Genomic DNA, 17,505 nt, shown 5'->3' with positions numbered 1-17,505 from the left:
CGCGCTTAGCACTTAAATCCGCTACCTTTGTGCTACAACCATCCCTTTTGTTTTGCAATCCGCGCAGCATCCACGCGATTAGTTGCTTCTAGTTTTGAGATAGCTTCCGATAAATAATTACGTACTGTGCCTTCAGAAAGAAATAGCTGCTCTGCGATGGCCCGCGTTTTTAGGCCATCTGAGGCAAGTTTAAGGGCTGACATTTCTTTTTGCGTCAATGGATTTTTATCGTCAAGGGCCATGATAGCAAGTTCGGGTGAAATTACCTTGTCGCCGGCTGATACCTTGTGAATGGCATCAATTAAATAGTCACTGTCAGATTCTTTTAAAATGAACCCTTTAACCCCTAAACTCAATGCGCGTTTGATATAGCCCGGTTTGGAAAATGTAGTCATTAGAACCACGTTGGTACGAAGACTTTGTTTTGTAACGTGAGCGGCTACATCTAGCCCTGACACCAGCGGCATTTCAATATCGCTTAAAATAATATGTGGAGCAGGGTTATTGTCCAAATATTCAATCGCTTCCTGTCCATTACTGCATTTACCAATAATGGTGAGATCGTCTTCTAGTGACAGGAGCATGGCAATGGCATCTCGGACCAGCGACTGATCTTCAACAATCAAAATGGTCGTTGTCGCTTTTGAACTCATAGGGGGTCCTTAATCGAAAAGGCTTCTTCCGCATTAAGCTGCACACTGACAGTAAAGTTAGGAGTGAAGGAAAACCTCACATCTGCATCTATTGATGCTGCACGCTCTCTAATTCCCACTAATCCGTTCCCTTCTTTAATCGATGCACTGTTCTCAATAACGCCATGATCTTTATAGGTCATCTTTATGGTTCGCCCCTCAGCTTCAAGACCAAGCGACACAGCGTTTCCGTTTGAATGACGCAATGTGTTTGTAGTCAGCTCTTTGATAATAAGCGCAAGCTGACTTTCTTGTTTTGGGTTTAAACGTGCCTCTGCCAAACCACTGATATCGGCAGTCACGTGAACGCCGTTTTCTTCTAGCAGTGCCTTGTCTTTTGCGATTTCATCGCGAAGAGAAAGTTGTTTTATATCTGACACCGCTTGGCGAATGTCGCTTAACAAGGTTTGAGAAAGCTTCGCCAGTGCTTTTACTTCGCGATGCGCGTCTTCAATTTTATCTTTACTAATAAGTTTATCGGCCAGCTGTGCTTTTAATGAAATAGAGCTGAGCGCGTGACCTGCCACATCGTGCAAGTCTCTGCCTATTCGCTCCCGTTCTGCAATCGCAGACAGTACGCGTAGCGCTTCGGCTTGCTGGCTTTCTTTTAGATTGTGGATCGTTTCTTTACGTTCCATAACACCGAATCCGAACAGCACTAAGCTATTGAGCAACGATGCGCTTAAAAGAAAATAGGCGTTATTAAATACGGTAATGTGCAGTGAGACGAGTACCAACATCATCACGCCTATACTTATTAAGCCTGTCTTTAGCGAATTGTAATATCCTACGATAAACGCAATGAAGCCGATAATGGTTGCGCCACCGGGGTTTTGAAAACTGCAGGCTACAGAAAGCAAAAACATGAGTAGCAAATAGGTAGGCAGTGTTTTAACCGGCTCGTTTATAGCTCTGACATAAAGAGTGACAAAGCCAAGGTATCCCAAGGTTTGAAATATCCATACCTCGACGGGAAGAGGGCGAGAAATAATCAGAGGAACAAAGAAAAACAGCGAAAAAAATAAGCTTCCATGGGACCAGCGTTTTTTGCGGCCGCTTCCCAAAAGCGGCATAACTGGCGCGTTATTTCTTTCATTCCCCTGGGCTGTGGCCTCGCTCATAGGGGCTGATGGCACCTTGCCACGGTTATTTTGCATGCTTTGATTGCCGAGCATTATGAGTACTTCGTCCTTACTGAAATACAACGGCAGATTTGCTAGTGATAAGCAAAGTGCCTGAGATTATCAACATAATACCCAGCACGGCATAAATGTCGAAAGTTTGTTTCCAAAATACTACCGAAGCAGCGGTAATAAGCGCGATACCCATCCCCGACCAAATAGCATAGGCGACGCCTATTCCCATATTTTTTAAGACCATGGCAAACAGCATTCCAGATACGGTGTAGAAAAAGATAGCACCATATCCAAAAGCCCATTTCTCCCATCCGTTTGACATTTTAAGCAGCATGGTAGCGGTCACTTCGGTGATAATTGCAATAGCTAAAAGTAAATAAGTCATCGTGTATTCCTTGTTATTAAATTGAGATCAGCGAGATTTGATTGTTTGAAAACGGCGCTCAAGGGTGAGTAAAGACACAATATAAACAGCCACAATCACTGCCGAAATTGCCTCTACCCGTGCTTCGGGAAACAGATACCACGCTACGACTATGCCGACGGTTCTGGTAATGGTATGAAAGTAGCCTACCCAATGCTCTATAGCCCATGATAAAGGCATCCACATTAGGCCTGCGAGAATGCCAATACTTAAAGGCACCGTAGTGTGATCGATGGAAGCGACTGGGAGCGCGATGGCAAACACCATGAGACTCATGATCATGCCAACAAAGAACAGGCGGTCGAAACTGTTCTCTGTCGCCTTCTTAGCGAAAAAACGTTCACCGGTGAGGTAGGAGAGCCCCGCACCTAGGTAGAAAATGGCCCCAGTGCCAATATACAGCAACCAGGTGATGGTTAATTCAGATACAAAAGGGGCACAAGCACCAAGTAAGGCCCATATAATCGTACCTGCCAGCGGCATTGCAATGAATCTATTCTTTTTGAAGTTTTCTCGCTGCTGCTCCAGTGAGAGGGAAGTGTTTTGAACGGTGTTTATTGATGAAGGATGTGATGCTTGTTCCATGGACTTTACCTAAAGTTGTCGTGCGATAGGTAAAGTATGCAAGCGTGTATTAAATTGTGTCAGTCACAAACGTCATCAATAGCATGTGACAATTGTCATCAGTGTTATTATGGCACCCGCTTGCCTAAGACTGTCGTGCCTTTTTGGCTTTACGTTTATTTAAGACAGAAACCCCGTCATCTTTTGACAGCATTAAGCTGTCGTAAATACTCACGAGCGCTATTGCGCCCATAAATAGCATGGATAGCGTGAACGTTTGTAGGTTTGGCGTATCGACGCTTTGGCCCAGAATCAATGCTGCAGCGGCAATCGCTAGCGCAGAAAGTGTAATGCCAAGACCGCGGTTCATCTGCATTAAAATGGCGCCAAGCGTGTTCGCATCTCGCATTTTATTGGGCGGTACGTCGGCAAAAGCAATAGTGTTCAGCAGCGTTAAGTGCATTGAGCGCGTTATACCATTAGCAAACAAAATGGCAGCAATTGTCAGTGAAGACGTGGTTTGGTCTACCAGTGCTAGCGCGACAAAACCAACCGCGATGAGCACACCGTTGGCGACAAGTACGCGTTTAAAGCCAAAGGTATTCATGATCCACGTAGTTGCTGGCTTTATCGCTAAGTTCCCAGCAAAAAGCCAAAGTAACAAAGAGCCGGCTTCTACTGGCGAATAACCGAGTCCAAGCTGCAGCATTAGAGGCACGAGGAACGGTGCACTGCCGAGGGCTATACGCACTACGGAACCGCCGTAAACGCTGAGTCTGAATGTTTTGTGCTGCATAGCGTCAAAGGAAAACAGCGGGTTCTCAGCTTTTTTTACATGCCTTATCGCGAACATCATGAGCACAAGGCCCATAGTTATAATGCCAAGTGATTGAAGAAGTTTGTCGCTGGTACTGGCTAGAAATTCAATGCCTGCCATAAATAACGCAAAGCCGGCACCAGTAAGTAAAAAGCCTTTAGTATCAAACTTACCCACATTGCCTTTGGTATTTTTTAATAAGTACAGCGACGCGATGATAGCAATGATACCCAGTGGAATATTCATGTAAAAAATCCACTGCCAACTAAAGTGAGTCGCTATATAGCCACCTAATACGGGGCCTAACAGCGGCGCACTTAACGCCGGCCAGGTTATAATAGCGACGGTTTTCACCAGCTTTTCTTTAGGCAAATCCCGCAATACTACTAGCCTTCCCACGGGGACCATCATTGCGCCGCCTAAACCTTGAAGAATTCGGGCTAATGTAAATTCGACCAAGCTCGTACTTAACCCACACAGCACCGAGGCTACAGTAAAAACAGCAATAGCGGCGATAAAAATAGTGCGTGCACCAAACTTGTCGGCAGCGTAACCACTTAAAGGGATGAATAACGTAACGGCCACTAGGTAGGCCGACACGCCAATAGAAAGGTGTGCGGCCGGAACACTAAAGTCGGTAGCAATGACGGGGAGTGCCGTAGTGATAACCGTGGCATCTAAAATTTCCATAAAGAGTGCCCCTGCGACTAAAAGGGCAGTGGCAAACTCTTTATTGAACAATTTCAAAGGCCCTTACTACGCGAGCTACGCCCGTTATATTGCGCGCAATATCTACCGCAGCGGTAGCTTCTAGATTAGTTAAACGACCCATAAGAAATACTTCTGAATCTTGCACTACCACCTTAACCTGAAGTGCGGGAACGCGCTCGTCTGCAACAATTTTAGCGCGCACTTTCGACGCTAGCCAAATATCGTTGGCCTGAGTGCCCGCTCCGATAGGTTCACCAATCCGTATTTGGTTATGGATTTTCTTGATATAGCTTACTTCTTGGGCGCGACGCACGGCTTCATCGACTAGGCTTTGGTTAGGGGCTTGCCCGGTGAGCAATGCCACGCCGTTATAAACATCCACCTGAAGGTTGGCTTGCTCTTTAAGTACATCACTTTTCGACCATTGATACGACACTGCTGCGTCAGCATTTTGATCGTCAAGCTGTGTACCTACAGTGCGTCTGTCATTAGCCACTTTAGCAGCCATTGCTCCGGCTGCACCTACTGCTACTACACAACCTTGCAGGCTGAGAATTAAAGCAAAAGTGCATCCGAGGACCCCTATATATTTAGCGCTTTTACTCATAATACTAGGTTTACTCGTCACCGTGATCTGCAGGGAATAAGCTATCGTCAATGCATTCACATAAATTGTGAATAACTAATAAGTGCACTTCTTGTATACGTGCAGTGCGGTTAGATGGAACGCGAATTTCTACGTCATGTTCGCTCAAGAATCCCGCCATTTCACCACCGTCTTTACCCGTAAGCGCAACAATGGTCATATCTCGAGACAGCGCTGCTTCCATAGCTGCAATAACATTGCGCGAATTTCCACTTGTAGAAATGGCAAGCAGAATATCACCGGGTTGACCAAGGGCGCGAACTTGCTTAGCAAAAATCTCGTCGTAGCTGTAGTCGTTTGCAATTGATGTGAGTGTTGAGGTATCTGTACTCAATGCTATTGCCGGCAAGCTAGGACGGTCGCGCTCATAGCGGTTCAACATTTCAGAAGAGAAGTGCTGTGCGTCGCCTGCAGAGCCACCGTTTCCACAGCTCAGTACTTTGTTTCCGCGAATAAGTGCTTCGACCATCATGTTTGCTGCTTTTTCGATAGACTCGGGCAAGATTTCCGATGCCGCTATCTTAGTTTGAATGCTCTCGGTAAAATTCGCTTTAATTTGTTCAATCATACTTCTAATCTCTTTTATAAACAGACGGGGCGCGACGGAGTTTGAAAACACAACGGCAACTCGAGTAACAACTCACGCATAAATGTACCGAACGGTATGCAATGCCCCTTTTATTGCGCTGAAAGGGCGCTGGTTAACCTACGTTTTTTAACCATTCAAGGCTCTGCCCGTCTATGGCAATAACGTCAATCCTTAGCGGAGTTGACGCTGAATTCAGGCCATTATCTAACAAATAGAATTCAAACGCAGCCTTAATTCGCTGTAGCTTCTTCGCAGTTACAAATTCCACGGCTCTACCAAACCGAGTTTGTTTTCGATACTTCACTTCAATACATACAACAGTATTTCCGTCTTGCATAACAATATCGAGTTCGCCACGTCGAGAGTGGTAGTTTCGACACAGAAGACGAAGGCCTTGCTCTTCCAAGTACCGACAGGCTCTGTCCTCTGCTGCATTCCCTTGCAGTTTTGACATTTCTTTACTCCGAAAGCATTTGCACTTTTTCGTTACGGATAATGGCTTGCGGCTGCTGACGTATCACTTCACCTTTCTGGTTGAGCGACAGTGTTCCGGTCAGTCCTTCATGCGATAGATAGTTAAGTGTGTTAAGCATACCTAGCTGCGGGAGTAGTTGATAAGCGTCGAATCCAAAGGCAAACAGACGTTTTTGCATAGTATTCTGATTTTCCCACGCATGCTCTACTTCCTGCTGCAAAGATTCCCATTTGTGTGAGGGCATCAGCCAAGGCATATCGATAAAGTGCACATTTTGCAGGTCACGCCATTGGTTTTTGCCGCTGTCGTAATCCATTGAACGAGACGTCGCATACACAGGAACTTGTTTACCATCGTATGGGTTCAAGCTCGCCTCGATAATGGGATTGAGCAGTTCGGTGTCTTGCGGCGAAGAAAATGCAACAATGGCATCAATATCACGTCTGCTGCGCGGCATGTTGTACACTTCATCATTTGTCATGTACTCGATTTGATTGATACGCTCGTTGCTTTGCGCCACATCTAACGCCTGTGTAATGCCTTCTCGAAGTGAATTACTGTCGTTAAATGATACCGACGTTATGTTGGCGCGTTGCTTGTTTTCCCGATCGTTAAGTATTCGCCAGTGCTTTTTAAACGTGTCGTCCATTCGCTGATACAAACTGCTTTGTGCGGCAATCACGATGGGCGCACGATAGCCTTTATTGAAAATGAACTCAGCGAGCTGTTTGGCTTCATCTTCTGGCGCTAGCCCAAAATAGTTAAGTGAAGTAGGAAGGTCCAGCGCATCCAGCTCACTTACAGTTGCATTAGAACCAGTGGCTAACGCAGAATTCGGTGATGTGCTTAACGCATTATTGGCCGCTGTATTATTATCTTGCTTATTAATTGCTGTTTCGGAGTCCATCAACTCTTCTGGACGGTTCAACGCCAGTACGTTCACCCCAATCGGTAAATTAGGGATCAAACGCTCTACCGTGTCTTTTAGCAGCGGGCCGACAATAAATTTAGTGTCGCCGATTTCATCAAGCAATTGCTGTGTATCGACCCCGTTAGTATCAATAAAGCGAAGACGTGGAAGAAGGTGTTCATCTTGGCGTTTTTCAACGTCGGTGTAATACGCGGCCATTATACCGTTTTTAACCACTTCGCCAGTGCGTGCAAGCCTGCCAGAAAGTGGAAGTAAAACGGCTATGTCATTGGCGCCAGCATCGTTAAGCTGTGTGGCCTTAATCACATTTTCCGGCAGCGTTTTTTCTAGAACGTGGCCTCGGTACACCTGTTGAAACTGTTCGAGCTTTCTTGCTAAGGCGGCCGGGGACGACGCACTCTCTTCAGTTAATTCGCGAAGGGTAATAAAAGGGGAAAGGGCGGGGTAGGTTTGTCCTACCGTAGAGAGCGATGCTTTAGGTATAGACGTGAGCCATAGCCAAACCTGCTGCACTTTCTCGTCGTCCGATAAATTAGTTTTTAGCACGCTGTTTGCCGCCGCGGCGAAATTACCTTGCTGTGTGTACAACTGCGTCTGCAGTTCAGCTTTTTGAAATGCGGCTTCGCCCGTGTCATTAACATCATCCAACATGGACAACAATTCTTCTGCCGACGCATCTGGCATGCCCGCATAGGCTTTGGTAACCAAAAGGGCATAGTAAGATTGATTTGCTCCTGAAACACCGTCTTCTTTTATCTCATAGAGTACTTGCTGAGCCAAAACGGGCTGTTGATTTTGAAGATAGAGGTCTGCAGCTTGCAGCAACAGCGTATCGCGCTGTTCTTTATCGCGGGTGCGTTCCCATGTCTTTTTTGCTTCAAGGAGTTTGTGTTCAGGTGTGACGTTATCTTCAACCTGCGTGGTTGCAATCGGGGTCGGTTCCACCACCACAGGCTTTGACTGGGTTTTAGGTGTACTTCCGCAGCCCGATAGCACCAATACCGAAGCTATGGCTGTTAGCGTAAAAATTTTTCCAGCTTGTCCAAGATGACGCACAGTTTCATTCCTTTTACATCGTTATAGGCCAAGTTTATCTTAACCAGTGTGAAAATCTACGCTTGCCAGCATAATCTGGACTAATGGCGTGATACACTTATCGCATATTCTTCAAAATTAACGTAAGACTTAACCACTGTTATGACAGACACTGCCACCTTATATATTGTTCCAACGCCTATCGGTAATTTAGATGACATGAGCGCTAGAGCAATACGCGTATTAAGTGAAGTAAGTTGGATCGCAGCTGAGGATACCCGACACAGCGCTCGACTCTTACAACACTTTAGCATTGGAACGAAAACCCTTTCTCTGCATGAGCACAATGAGGATAAGCGCACTGCCATGCTTTGCGAGCGCTTAAAGGGTGGCGAGTCGGTTGCATTGATAAGCGATGCCGGAACACCATTGATCAGTGACCCGGGCTTCGTTTTGGTGCGCAAGTGCCGTGAGCAAGGTATTCCAGTGAGTGCACTTCCAGGCCCTTGCGCTGCAATTACCGCGTTAAGTGCCTCAGGACTTCCCACGGACAAATTTATATTCGAAGGCTTTTTACCGGTTAAAACACAGGCACGCGAAAGCGTGCTGTCAGCCCTGTTAGATAGAGCTTTTACTACCGTTTACTATGAAGCGCCTCGTCGAATTCTAGACACAGTTACCGATATTCAGCGCGTGCTAGGCGAGCGTCACATTGTCGTTGCCAAAGAGCTTACCAAAACTTTCGAAACCTATGTAAGTGGAAGTGCGCAAGACGTCATTGATTATCTCAATGCGGACGCTGCCCACCAAAAAGGTGAATTTGTTGTGATGATTGGCCCTGCAAAGGTGACTGACCAAGCGATACCGAGTGAAGCAATGTCACTGCTGAATACACTCTGTGAGTATATGCCGCTTAAAAAAGCGGCAGCGGTAGTGGCCAGCCATTATGACTTAAAAAAGAATGCGCTCTATCAAGCCGGTCTCGATGCAAAAGCGTAAGTTGTCTTAATTAGAATTGATCTTAAGCGTCATTGGCGAAATACAAAGTAGAACATTCTACGTTGGCCTTCGCTTACTGCGGGCTGACAGCTAAAGGAGGCGCAGATGATAAAGACATTAACGATCACCATGCCTGAGGGTAAATGGCTAGTTGATATATTCTCTCAAGCGAACGACTCTGGCGTTTATGATTTAATACATCCAAATGATGTGACGGAAGTCTCATTAAACGAAGGTGAAATGTACGGCTTTCGCTACAGCCTTCAAGGAAAGCCTGGTACAACCTTTAAAATCACGTTGGATGACGATGTGTTAGCTGAAGGAGAGATTGATAAATCTGAAGCGGCATCAGGTAGCGGGGTGGTATGAAATACCCAGGACAAAAGAAAACCCGCATTATGCGGGTTTTTAAGTCTATCGAAGTATTTAAGACAAACGGCCTTTAAAGTCTTCGTAGCTGAACTCGCGCACCAACTCAAAGTCGCCATTTGAACGTAAAATGCCAATAGCAGGGTGTTCTACTCCATTGAAAAACGTGGTTTTAACCATGGTGTAGTGCATCATATCTTCAAACTGCAAACGATCGCCTGCCTTTAGCGGTGCGTCGAATGAGTAGGTATCAATAACATCACCAGCAAGACACGAATTGCCACCAAGCTTGACGTTATACGCTTTTTCGTCTGGCATACCTGCGCCTAAAATTGCAGGGCGGTAAGGCATTTCCAATACGTCAGGCATGTGAGCTGTTGCTGAGATATCTAAAATTGCGATATCCCCGTCATTTTCCACCATATCAACCACTTCACAGATTAGTGGGCCGGTTTGCCAAGCGACGGCAGAGCCCGGCTCTAGAATGACGTCTAGGTGTGGGTAGCGCGCTTTGAAATCTTTAAGCGTTTTGATGAGGTGCTCAACATCGTAACCTTCACGAGTCATAAGATGTCCACCGCCTAGGTTCAGCCATTTTAATTGGTCAAGCCATTTCCCGAAGCGTTTTTCAATAGCCTCAAGTGTGCGAGCTGTGGCAAACGAGTCGCACTCACAGAGATTGTGGCAATGGAAACCTTCAATACCAGACAAGTCCACACCTTCTAACTCGCTCGCGCGTATGCCTAAGCGCGAGCCTGGCGCTGCTGGATCGTAAAGAGGAGTATCGGCTTCTTGGTGCTCAGGGTTAATACGAAGACCTAAAGAAACGTTAGCCAAGGCCTCTTTGTGCGCATTCCACTGGGATAAACTATTAAACGACAGGTGATTAACCAGCCCTGCCAGCGCAATTGCGTCATTGGCTTTGTATGCCGGAGAATACGCGTGAACTTCTTTCCCCATCTCAGCAGCGAGTTTTGCTTCCCATACCGAACTCGCTGTCGCGCCTTGCAAATACTGTTTGATGATATCAAAGCAAGACCACATCGAAAAACCTTTCAGCGCAAGGATAATACGTGCGCCAGACTCGTCTTGAACCCGCTTCATGAGTTCAAGATTTCGTATTAATTTAGCTTCTTCCAGCACATAGCAAGGAGAAGGTATATCAGTGCGTTGGGTTAAATCGGTCAATGGGGTAAAGCTCCAAAAAAATATAACTGCTAACTGTATTAATGAAACGTCTAATGTATTACATAACAGGCTATAGCTCAAAAATGGCCAACGCAAACAGGTTAAGCGGCGTTTGCCATTCTACCTGTAACCTTCGCAATCATGACGTTGAAACTTACCTCGTAAACCCTGAATCAGTTTATCCTCTTTGAGGAATTTACAAGGTTGTTGTGTCATCCTGACAATAAAAAAGGGCGCTTAAATGAAGCGCCCTGATATATCGATTATTTGGTGAAAGGGCTGCTTTCACATTCCAATACGTGCCATGGCAGACCGTGCTCGTTAAGCATATCCATGAACGGGTCTGGATCGAATTGTTCCATGTTCCATACCCCTGCCTCTTTCCACGTGCCGTTAAGCATTAGCGCCGCGCCAATCATAGCCGGAACGCCTGTGGTGTAAGATACGGCTTGCGCGCCCACTTCCTCGTTACATTTCGCGTGGTCACAGTTATTGTAAATAAAGATAGTCTTTTCTTTGCCATCTTTAATACCTGTGATGTAAGTACCAATGCACGTCATACCGCTGTAACCTTCGGCAAGTGAGCCTGGGTTAGGAAGTACCGCTTTCAAGAATTCAAGAGGTACAATTTTCTGGCCTTGGAAATCGACTGGCTCAATGCTAGTCATGCCAATACCTTCAAGTACACGCAGGTGGTTAAGGTAAGCATCACCAAATGTCATCCAGAAACGCGCACGCTTAAGCGTAGGGAAGTGCTTAACAATTGACTCCAGCTCTTCATGGAACATCAGGTAAGACGCACGAACACCAATGTTTTGATAGTCTAGGTCTTCACGGACGCTTAACGGATCGGTTTCTTTCCACTCGCCATCTTCCCAAAAACGACCGCGCTGCGTGATTTCACGAATGTTGATTTCAGGGTTGAAATTAGTCGCGAAAGCCTGACCGTGATCGCCACCGTTACAGTCTACGATATCAAGGTAGTGAATTTCGTCAAAATAGTGCTTCGCTGCGTACGCTGTGTAAACGTTCGTTACGCCCGGATCGAAACCACTGCCAAGAAGGGCCATGATGCCTGCTTCTTTAAACTTGTCTTGGTAAGCCCACTGCCAAGAGTATTCGAATTTCGCTTCGTCTTTTGGCTCGTAATTGGCTGTATCAAGGTAATCAGTGTTAGTCGCAAGACACGCATCCATGATCGGAAGGTCTTGGTACGGCAACGCTAGGTTGATTACTAAGTCTGGTTTTACTTCATTGATCAGTGCTTCAACATCTTTTGCGTTATCTGCATCAACAGCGAAAACACCCTTAACGCGATCGGCACCCACTTCTTGTTGTAGCGCTTCACACTTAGATACTGTGCGGCTTGCTAAGTAAATTTCGTCAAAGTGTTGCGGTAAACGTGCACATTTTTTCACAGTTACCGACGCAACACCGCCAGCACCAATAATTAAAACGCGAGACATAATAACTAATCCCTAATTTTGCTAATGAATTTTGGGCTGAATGCTAGCAGACCAACAAGATTTGGCAAGCAAAGACAGCCCATGACGGTACAAAAAATTTTAATCGTTACAACCATTGTAAAGCGTAAAGGACGGTGAAGAAAAAACATACTCATGCCCCCTCATTTTCACCACCCTCTCGTTGTTTCTACAACACATCAAAGCGCAATATCAATTGAAACTACATTCGTCTTATTTTTGCACAAGTTCACGCGTGCCAACAACACATGGAAAAGTAATTAAGTGCTAGCGTGTAACGGTATCGATAGGTGGTGATATGACAATTTTCCCTTCTACTTTATAGTAGGGGTAAAGAATAAGACGTTCATCATGGTCCGGTGTGGAAGTAGCAATGGCTATAGCGTCTAAGGTTTTGCTATTTTGTGTATTGACCGAGGCGGCATAAACTAACACGCTGTAACAATCCGTATCGGTCGTCGTATCAATAATTCGCCATTGTAACTGCTCTATGAGCTGCGACTCGCGTTTTTTTCCTCGATCCTCTTCATTAAAAATGCAACCTACGCGACCTTTGTCATAAATGGCTGCGAACGGGTAAAACACATCACAAACGGGTAGTAAATACTCACATAATTGCAGTGACTTAGATACCAAGACGTTTAAGGGCGCTGGCAATGTAACTGGACGGTCGATCATAGCTTATCTCCTGTGAGTTAGCGTTGCTGGACACACGTTAATACCTACGCTTTCACACTCACAATAGTTTAATAATCCACAAAGAGGTAGTGAAAATTAATGAATTGATTAAAAAGATTGAGGTTCATTTCTCTTCGCGAGACAACCCGACAACGTCGTCTTACTTTTTGTCTATTAAGCGTTTTTTATACTTCAACGGTGTGGTTGAGAACCACCTTTTAAAAGCATGGGTGAAGGAGGACTGCTCCAGAAAACCGAGTAAGTCCGCGGTATCGGCAATAGTGTGGTGGGCAAGTATTTTATCAACGCGGGCCTTTCGCTCATTGTTTACTATTTGTTGAAAGCTAGTTCCACTGCGCTTTAGCTTTCGCTGAAGCGTTCTTGAACTGATGAAAAGTGCATCTGCTACACGTTGCTGATTGCAGTTTTTGAGCGTTGGATTAGCCTTTAACAAGGCGCTCACCTGATATTTGATATCTTCATATTGCTTGCTTTTCAATTGGAAGGATTCTTGCCCCACCTGTTCCTTAAGCTCCGTTTCGGTTACCTTGAGAAGCGCGTTAAACATCGCTTTGTTTTCACTGGTAAAAGGAATGTGAAGCAGGTGCTGAGGAAAAACAATAGCGTTGGTTTCAGCGCTCCCTGTGACCTTGCAGCCAAACCATTCCTGCAGAATGGTTTGTTCTGATTGGGTTAATAAGAAAGTAAAGGTTACCGCATTGAGTTTACAGGCAGGGCCAAGGATTTTGTAAACAGTCGCTACCCAGGCCGTGGTATTGCGTAGCACCATTTGCTTGCAATCATCGCATTTTGGAGACCATACGATGCGGGTGTTATCAGGGCCGTTAAGTACTGTCGTGATACCAATATCTGCAACTAGTGCATCAAAGCGCGTCAACGCGTGAATCGCTTGTTCTAAGTTCTCACAACTTTCCACTAAATATCCCAACACACCGTAGTCTTTAGCTTGAATATGCTTACCAAGCGCGAAACCGAACAAGGAGTCGCCCGTTAAATTTGCTCCTTTATTAAGTAAAGTAATGTAATCTTCCATCGAGACTCTACTTGAATCGGCAAGGGTGGGGCAAAGGGAGGCGGGGATTTGTTGATGGTTAACCCCTAAGCTGGTCAAGAAGTTCAAGACACTTTGTTGATAGGCTGAAGATACGGATGGCATAGGTTTGTCGCAAAATAACAAAAAACTGACGTATTAGCGCAAGATAGGTCGCGAAAGTCAACTTATGCTATTTGTTATACGCGCAAGGTAAGTACGAAATGGTTAACGTTTATTATCAAAAACATATTGCAGCAACGCCGCTGGCGCTTCGCGATACCTTACTTGACCATCAAAATTTGGGCGACTTTTTTAACGCAACCTTCAACGTTGTGGTGCCAGAAGATAGTCGCGAAATTTGTGGTGGCAAAGGCTGTATTAGAGAAGTCACTATCTTGGGCGTTCGCTTTAGAGAGCAAGTTGTTCACGCTGATGATGAATATATTGAATACAAAGTACTAAACGACTTTCCTGTTAAAAAACACAAGGGTGTTATTTCCTTTACGCCTCATGAAAATTCGACGCTCGTTTCTTATCGCATAACTTGCAGTGCACCTTGGTATTTACCAAACTGGTTACTGCAACGCCTTCTTCAAAAAGATATAGAGCAGTGTCTGAATAAGTTAGGAGCCCGCTTTGATCCCCGTTGAATTCATTTTACTAGGGTTGAGCCCTGTTTTTTTACTCTGTGTTGTTGTGGAATTTAGAAAAGCACGACAGTTTTACAGCGTCAAAGACAGTGTGAACAACGCGTTATTGGCATTACTTCACCAAGGGACAGACGCCTTGGTACTTTTACTTTTAATGCCTTTGTTTGTATGGCTTCACCAATATTCGCTTGTTGATATCAAGCTCACCGTTTCTTCATTACTTGCTGGTTTTATCCTTCAAGACTTTCTGTACTATTGTTTTCATCGTGCCTCACATAATATTCACTGGTTTTGGCTCGCGCATGTGGTGCACCACAGCTCTACGCGAATGAATTTCACCACAGCGTTTAGACAAAGTGTGTTGTACCCTTTCGTTGGCATGTGGCTTTTCTGGGTGCCAATGATACTTATTGGATTTTCACCAAGTTTGGTCTTTGCCATCGTTGCGATAAATTTGGCCTATCAGTTTTTTGTACATACCCAAACGATTGGAAACTTAGGTTGGGTAGAGCGAATTTTCAATACGCCGACCCATCACCGTATTCACCACGCGACAAATGAACCGTACATAGATAAGAATTATGGCGGCGTCCTGATCATTTGGGACAGGTTATTTGGCACTTTCGCTGAAGAAGATAAAGCGATAACGATAAAATATGGCATCGTTGGAAAGACGCCAAACGACAATCCGCTTAGCGCTAATTTCAGTCAAGTAGGTGTGCTGCGGGAACAGCTTAAGCAGGCTAAGGGAGCAAGAGCAAAGCTTAAAAGGCTAGTTGGGTATCCTGTTGCAGATTGATGAGGCAGCTTTAGTTTCACTGCGCTTTTGCAAGGTTGAGCTATTACACTATCGCGCTATTTAAGCCGTCCATCCGCTCTATTTCGCTAATACAAACGCACCAATGCAATGCAACTTAGCGATATAAGTGAGCGCAAATGGGATTGGATAATGCGTTACTATACCGTGATTAGCGCCTCAGACATTTCGTTTTTATTAAAGGTGCTGCGCAGGGTCGCATCGCACCTTTAATAAGAAGAAAAGTTACTCTTTATTTGCAATTTTTTGAAGATTGCTGTGAATTTTAAAGAGAACGATAAGTAGTTCACACCATATTCTTGCGCCAATACACCCAGATACAATGATAAATAGACCGTATACAAAACTCGCATCGTACCCAACAAACATTGTTGTTACGCCACTTACCACTGACCCTAAAAGCAATAGCCAGTAAACGAAAGTGATGATTTTAGGGGTTAGCATTGAGTCGAAGAAGAAAATATCTTTCATAATCATTCCTTGATGAAGTTTGCAGGTCGCAAGCTCTAATCTTTATGCCGCATCCTGCGACAAACTTCTTGTTGTAATTGTTGTTTAGTATTTAAAAGAATTGTGAGCAAACCCACAAGGACAGTTGTAACACCGAAAGGCGGTTAACGCAACGCTTTGTTATGAAAGGGTTTTACCTAGCACCCTGCAAACCACCCGTGTGCAAGACAATAATGCGTGACCCTTCTTCAAACATACCTCTAGCCAGCATATCTTTAACTGCCCAAAAGGCTTTACCAGAATAAACAGGTTCGATATCAAACCCGAAAGTATTATTAAAATCACGGCAGAAGGTTTGAAGTTCATTGGGCGCTTTAGCGTAGCCACCAAAGTGGTAGCTGTGCTTGATATGCCAATCTGTTTGATATTGAAATGCCGGAAGAAATTGCTCAACTAACCCCTCTAAATAGCCTTCACCTTTAAGCACGCCTATACCAATGGCTTTGTGGACAGTACCTGCTGTACTATTACGTTTGTTTAATGCGCTTATTATTCCCGCTAAGGTGGCTCCGCTCGCGACAGGCGCAACAATAAAGTCAAAGTCTATCTCAATTTCATCGACCATATCTTTCATCCCTTGGAGCGCTTGCGCCTGGCTTCCACCCTCAGGAATAATTATCGCATCTGGAAGCCGCTGCTTTAACTTATCGAGAAATGCGCTATCGCTTCGTTGTCTATAAGTGATTCGGTCTACATACTCAATGTGGGTATTCCACTTCATTAAATCACTAATCATTGGCGTTGGGGCTGCCCTGTAGTCGCCGCGAATAATTGCGGTAAAAGAAATGCCTAGTTGATAGCAAATAAAGCCAAGGGCATGAAGGTGATTGGAAAATCCACCGCCAAAACTTACTACCGCTTTTGGCAAAGGGCTGGTTAGTGCATGACTGAGCTTTCGCCACTTATTTCCCGATATCACTGGATGAATAGCGTCATCGCGCTTAACAAAAAGCGACACTTTACTGGCTCCTTCCCAGTCTGGCCGAAATGGGATTAAAGGCGAAGGGAGGGTTAGTGATGTTTTAAACGCATCAAGATTAAGCACGACGGGAGCCTAGCGATAGTTGATCAATTGCACAATGGCAAGAGTATAACCAGATAAGTATTCAATAAAAGATCTGTAATTTTTATTACGCTGATATAGAGCATACCTATGGCAACTAAAGCAACTCATGTTTTTTTCCTATTCCTTATGGTCGGAGCAATATTTATGTCGAATAAGGTGATTGCACAGGATGCAAATTCACAGAAGGCGGGCGGCGACACAATAGAAGCATATGTGCCCCAAGCAAAACTTGTGGGTAAAGGCATGTTTTCCTATTACTTTTGGGATGTTTATACCGGTGAATTATTTGCCCCTGAAGGAACATACAACAATGCGCCTCCGTTTGCCCTACGCTTGACCTATCAACGAGAACTTGAAGGGAAAAAAATTGCAGAGCGGTCCATTGATGAAATGAAAAAGCAAGGGGATGTATCTTCAGATAACGCACAGAAATGGCTGGCTCTGATGGAAGACATTTTTCCTGACGTGAGGGAAGGAGACGTTATTACCGGGATCGCGACAAAAGAAGGTACTAGCGTGTTTTACGTGAACGGAAAAAAAGCTGATGAGGTAGATGATAAAACATTTACACAGCGTTTTTTTGATATTTGGTTAAGCGATAAAACGTCAGAGCCAAAATTTAGAACAAAATTACTCGGAAAAGGTTAGTGCCGTCGGCGAATCGACATGA

Annotated in this window: 20 protein-coding genes; 5 read left to right on the top strand and 15 right to left on the bottom strand. The window is 44.9% G+C overall.

What is annotated here, in order from left to right; genetic code table 11:
- Window positions 1-32: 32 nt before the first annotated feature.
- The 9 genes from GVO63_RS01835 to GVO63_RS01795 form a co-directional block, all read right to left on the bottom strand.
- Window positions 33-653 carry a DNA-binding response regulator gene (locus GVO63_RS01835; RefSeq protein WP_159577892.1) on the bottom strand — a complete coding sequence of 207 codons (621 nt, stop codon included), beginning with the start codon at window positions 651-653 and terminating at the stop codon, window positions 33-35.
- Window positions 650-1,867, bottom strand: coding sequence for a sensor histidine kinase (locus tag GVO63_RS01830; protein ID WP_159577891.1), 1,218 nt, complete (start codon window positions 1,865-1,867; stop codon window positions 650-652). Before GVO63_RS01830 ends, GVO63_RS01835 begins: the two co-directional genes overlap by 4 nt.
- A gap of 16 nt (window positions 1,868-1,883) precedes the next feature.
- Window positions 1,884-2,213 (bottom strand): multidrug efflux SMR transporter, encoded by a 330-nt coding sequence (locus GVO63_RS01825; protein WP_118492624.1) that lies wholly within the window; start codon window positions 2,211-2,213, stop codon window positions 1,884-1,886.
- Between the two features lie 27 nt (window positions 2,214-2,240).
- Window positions 2,241-2,837 (bottom strand): hypothetical protein, encoded by a 597-nt coding sequence (locus GVO63_RS01820; protein ID WP_159577890.1) that lies wholly within the window; start codon window positions 2,835-2,837, stop codon window positions 2,241-2,243.
- 124 nt (window positions 2,838-2,961) lie between these two features.
- On the bottom strand, window positions 2,962-4,374 hold the full coding sequence (locus GVO63_RS01815) for an MFS transporter (protein WP_369008760.1): 1,413 nt from the start codon (window positions 4,372-4,374) through the stop codon (window positions 2,962-2,964).
- On the bottom strand, window positions 4,364-4,951 hold the full coding sequence (locus tag GVO63_RS01810; RefSeq protein ID WP_159494186.1) for a BON domain-containing protein: 588 nt from the start codon (window positions 4,949-4,951) through the stop codon (window positions 4,364-4,366). The genes GVO63_RS01815 and GVO63_RS01810 overlap by 11 nt, the downstream gene beginning before the upstream one ends.
- Before the next feature lie 10 nt (window positions 4,952-4,961).
- The gene (locus tag GVO63_RS01805; protein ID WP_105929513.1) at window positions 4,962-5,558 is read right to left on the bottom strand and encodes a phosphoheptose isomerase; all 597 of its coding nucleotides are present in this window, start codon (window positions 5,556-5,558) and stop codon (window positions 4,962-4,964) included.
- Between the two features lie 133 nt (window positions 5,559-5,691).
- Window positions 5,692-6,033, bottom strand: a complete 342-nt coding sequence (locus GVO63_RS01800) for a YraN family protein (protein WP_159577888.1) — start codon at window positions 6,031-6,033, stop codon at window positions 5,692-5,694.
- Between the two features lie 4 nt (window positions 6,034-6,037).
- Window positions 6,038-8,041: a penicillin-binding protein activator gene (locus GVO63_RS01795; RefSeq protein WP_159577887.1), complete on the bottom strand. Its 2,004-nt coding sequence runs from the start codon at window positions 8,039-8,041 to the stop codon at window positions 6,038-6,040.
- Window positions 8,042-8,182: 141 nt separating this feature from the next.
- Here GVO63_RS01795 and rsmI point away from each other — a divergent pair, with 141 nt between their 5' ends.
- Window positions 8,183-9,019: a 16S rRNA (cytidine(1402)-2'-O)-methyltransferase gene (rsmI, locus tag GVO63_RS01790; protein WP_159577886.1), complete on the top strand. Its 837-nt coding sequence runs from the start codon at window positions 8,183-8,185 to the stop codon at window positions 9,017-9,019.
- Between the two features lie 105 nt (window positions 9,020-9,124).
- Window positions 9,125-9,388 carry a hypothetical protein gene (locus GVO63_RS01785; protein ID WP_159494190.1) on the top strand — a complete coding sequence of 88 codons (264 nt, stop codon included), beginning with the start codon at window positions 9,125-9,127 and terminating at the stop codon, window positions 9,386-9,388.
- Window positions 9,389-9,445: 57 nt separating this feature from the next.
- Here GVO63_RS01785 and nspC read toward each other — a convergent pair whose 3' ends face one another.
- From nspC to GVO63_RS01765, 4 genes are all read right to left on the bottom strand, one after another.
- Window positions 9,446-10,576, bottom strand: coding sequence for a carboxynorspermidine decarboxylase (nspC, locus tag GVO63_RS01780; RefSeq protein WP_159577885.1), 1,131 nt, complete (start codon window positions 10,574-10,576; stop codon window positions 9,446-9,448).
- Between the two features lie 263 nt (window positions 10,577-10,839).
- Window positions 10,840-12,042, bottom strand: a complete 1,203-nt coding sequence (locus GVO63_RS01775) for a saccharopine dehydrogenase family protein (protein ID WP_159577884.1) — start codon at window positions 12,040-12,042, stop codon at window positions 10,840-10,842.
- A gap of 285 nt (window positions 12,043-12,327) precedes the next feature.
- A complete protein-coding gene (locus GVO63_RS01770) occupies window positions 12,328-12,738 on the bottom strand; it encodes a hypothetical protein (protein WP_159577883.1) in 411 nt (136 codons plus the stop codon).
- Between the two features lie 160 nt (window positions 12,739-12,898).
- A complete protein-coding gene (locus GVO63_RS01765) occupies window positions 12,899-13,915 on the bottom strand; it encodes an AraC family transcriptional regulator (RefSeq protein WP_236552029.1) in 1,017 nt (338 codons plus the stop codon).
- A gap of 98 nt (window positions 13,916-14,013) precedes the next feature.
- Here GVO63_RS01765 and GVO63_RS01760 point away from each other — a divergent pair, with 98 nt between their 5' ends.
- On the top strand, window positions 14,014-14,442 hold the full coding sequence (locus GVO63_RS01760; RefSeq protein WP_159577882.1) for an SRPBCC family protein: 429 nt from the start codon (window positions 14,014-14,016) through the stop codon (window positions 14,440-14,442).
- Window positions 14,429-15,241 carry a sterol desaturase family protein gene (locus tag GVO63_RS01755; protein ID WP_159577881.1) on the top strand — a complete coding sequence of 271 codons (813 nt, stop codon included), beginning with the start codon at window positions 14,429-14,431 and terminating at the stop codon, window positions 15,239-15,241. Before GVO63_RS01760 ends, GVO63_RS01755 begins: the two co-directional genes overlap by 14 nt.
- A gap of 243 nt (window positions 15,242-15,484) precedes the next feature.
- On the opposite strand, the gene GVO63_RS01750 is transcribed toward GVO63_RS01755, so the two are convergent.
- Together GVO63_RS01750 and GVO63_RS01745 are read right to left on the bottom strand one after the other, a co-directional pair.
- Entirely contained in the window at window positions 15,485-15,730 is a 246-nt protein-coding gene (locus tag GVO63_RS01750) for a DUF4282 domain-containing protein (RefSeq protein WP_039232003.1), read from the bottom strand.
- 172 nt (window positions 15,731-15,902) lie between these two features.
- A complete protein-coding gene (locus GVO63_RS01745; protein WP_159577880.1) occupies window positions 15,903-16,814 on the bottom strand; it encodes a 1-aminocyclopropane-1-carboxylate deaminase/D-cysteine desulfhydrase in 912 nt (303 codons plus the stop codon).
- Between the two features lie 165 nt (window positions 16,815-16,979).
- On the opposite strand from GVO63_RS01745, the gene GVO63_RS01740 reads away from it, so the two are divergent.
- Window positions 16,980-17,483 carry a chalcone isomerase family protein gene (locus tag GVO63_RS01740; protein ID WP_236552028.1) on the top strand — a complete coding sequence of 168 codons (504 nt, stop codon included), beginning with the start codon at window positions 16,980-16,982 and terminating at the stop codon, window positions 17,481-17,483.
- The last annotated feature ends 22 nt before the right edge of the window (window positions 17,484-17,505 follow it).

The organism is Alteromonas sp. KUL106 (genome assembly GCF_009811415.1).
Classification (GTDB): Bacteria; Pseudomonadota; Gammaproteobacteria; order Enterobacterales; family Alteromonadaceae; genus Alteromonas.
The sequence above is the reverse complement of the archived record's forward strand: the minus strand, read 5'-3'. Positions and strand labels throughout refer to the sequence as shown.

What these genes read in the sequence shown, in the direction of transcription:
- GVO63_RS01830 (WP_159577891.1), bottom strand. Translation starts at nt 1,867, where the DNA reads ATGCTCGGCAATCAAAGCATGCAAAATAACCGTGGCAAGGTGCCATCA.
- GVO63_RS01825 (WP_118492624.1), bottom strand. Translation starts at nt 2,213, where the DNA reads ATGACTTATTTACTTTTAGCTATTGCAATTATCACCGAAGTGACCGCT.
- GVO63_RS01740 (WP_236552028.1), top strand. Translation starts at nt 16,980, where the DNA reads ATGTCGAATAAGGTGATTGCACAGGATGCAAATTCACAGAAGGCGGGC.
- GVO63_RS01805 (WP_105929513.1), bottom strand. Translation starts at nt 5,558, where the DNA reads ATGATTGAACAAATTAAAGCGAATTTTACCGAGAGCATTCAAACTAAG.
- GVO63_RS01810 (WP_159494186.1), bottom strand. Translation starts at nt 4,951, where the DNA reads ATGAGTAAAAGCGCTAAATATATAGGGGTCCTCGGATGCACTTTTGCT.
- GVO63_RS01800 (WP_159577888.1), bottom strand. Translation starts at nt 6,033, where the DNA reads ATGTCAAAACTGCAAGGGAATGCAGCAGAGGACAGAGCCTGTCGGTAC.
- rsmI (WP_159577886.1), top strand. Translation starts at nt 8,183, where the DNA reads ATGACAGACACTGCCACCTTATATATTGTTCCAACGCCTATCGGTAAT.
- GVO63_RS01760 (WP_159577882.1), top strand. Translation starts at nt 14,014, where the DNA reads ATGGTTAACGTTTATTATCAAAAACATATTGCAGCAACGCCGCTGGCG.
- GVO63_RS01785 (WP_159494190.1), top strand. Translation starts at nt 9,125, where the DNA reads ATGATAAAGACATTAACGATCACCATGCCTGAGGGTAAATGGCTAGTT.
- GVO63_RS01750 (WP_039232003.1), bottom strand. Translation starts at nt 15,730, where the DNA reads ATGAAAGATATTTTCTTCTTCGACTCAATGCTAACCCCTAAAATCATC.
- GVO63_RS01835 (WP_159577892.1), bottom strand. Translation starts at nt 653, where the DNA reads ATGAGTTCAAAAGCGACAACGACCATTTTGATTGTTGAAGATCAGTCG.
- GVO63_RS01765 (WP_236552029.1), bottom strand. Translation starts at nt 13,915, where the DNA reads ATGCCATCCGTATCTTCAGCCTATCAACAAAGTGTCTTGAACTTCTTG.
- GVO63_RS01770 (WP_159577883.1), bottom strand. Translation starts at nt 12,738, where the DNA reads ATGATCGACCGTCCAGTTACATTGCCAGCGCCCTTAAACGTCTTGGTA.
- GVO63_RS01775 (WP_159577884.1), bottom strand. Translation starts at nt 12,042, where the DNA reads ATGTCTCGCGTTTTAATTATTGGTGCTGGCGGTGTTGCGTCGGTAACT.
- GVO63_RS01820 (WP_159577890.1), bottom strand. Translation starts at nt 2,837, where the DNA reads ATGGAACAAGCATCACATCCTTCATCAATAAACACCGTTCAAAACACT.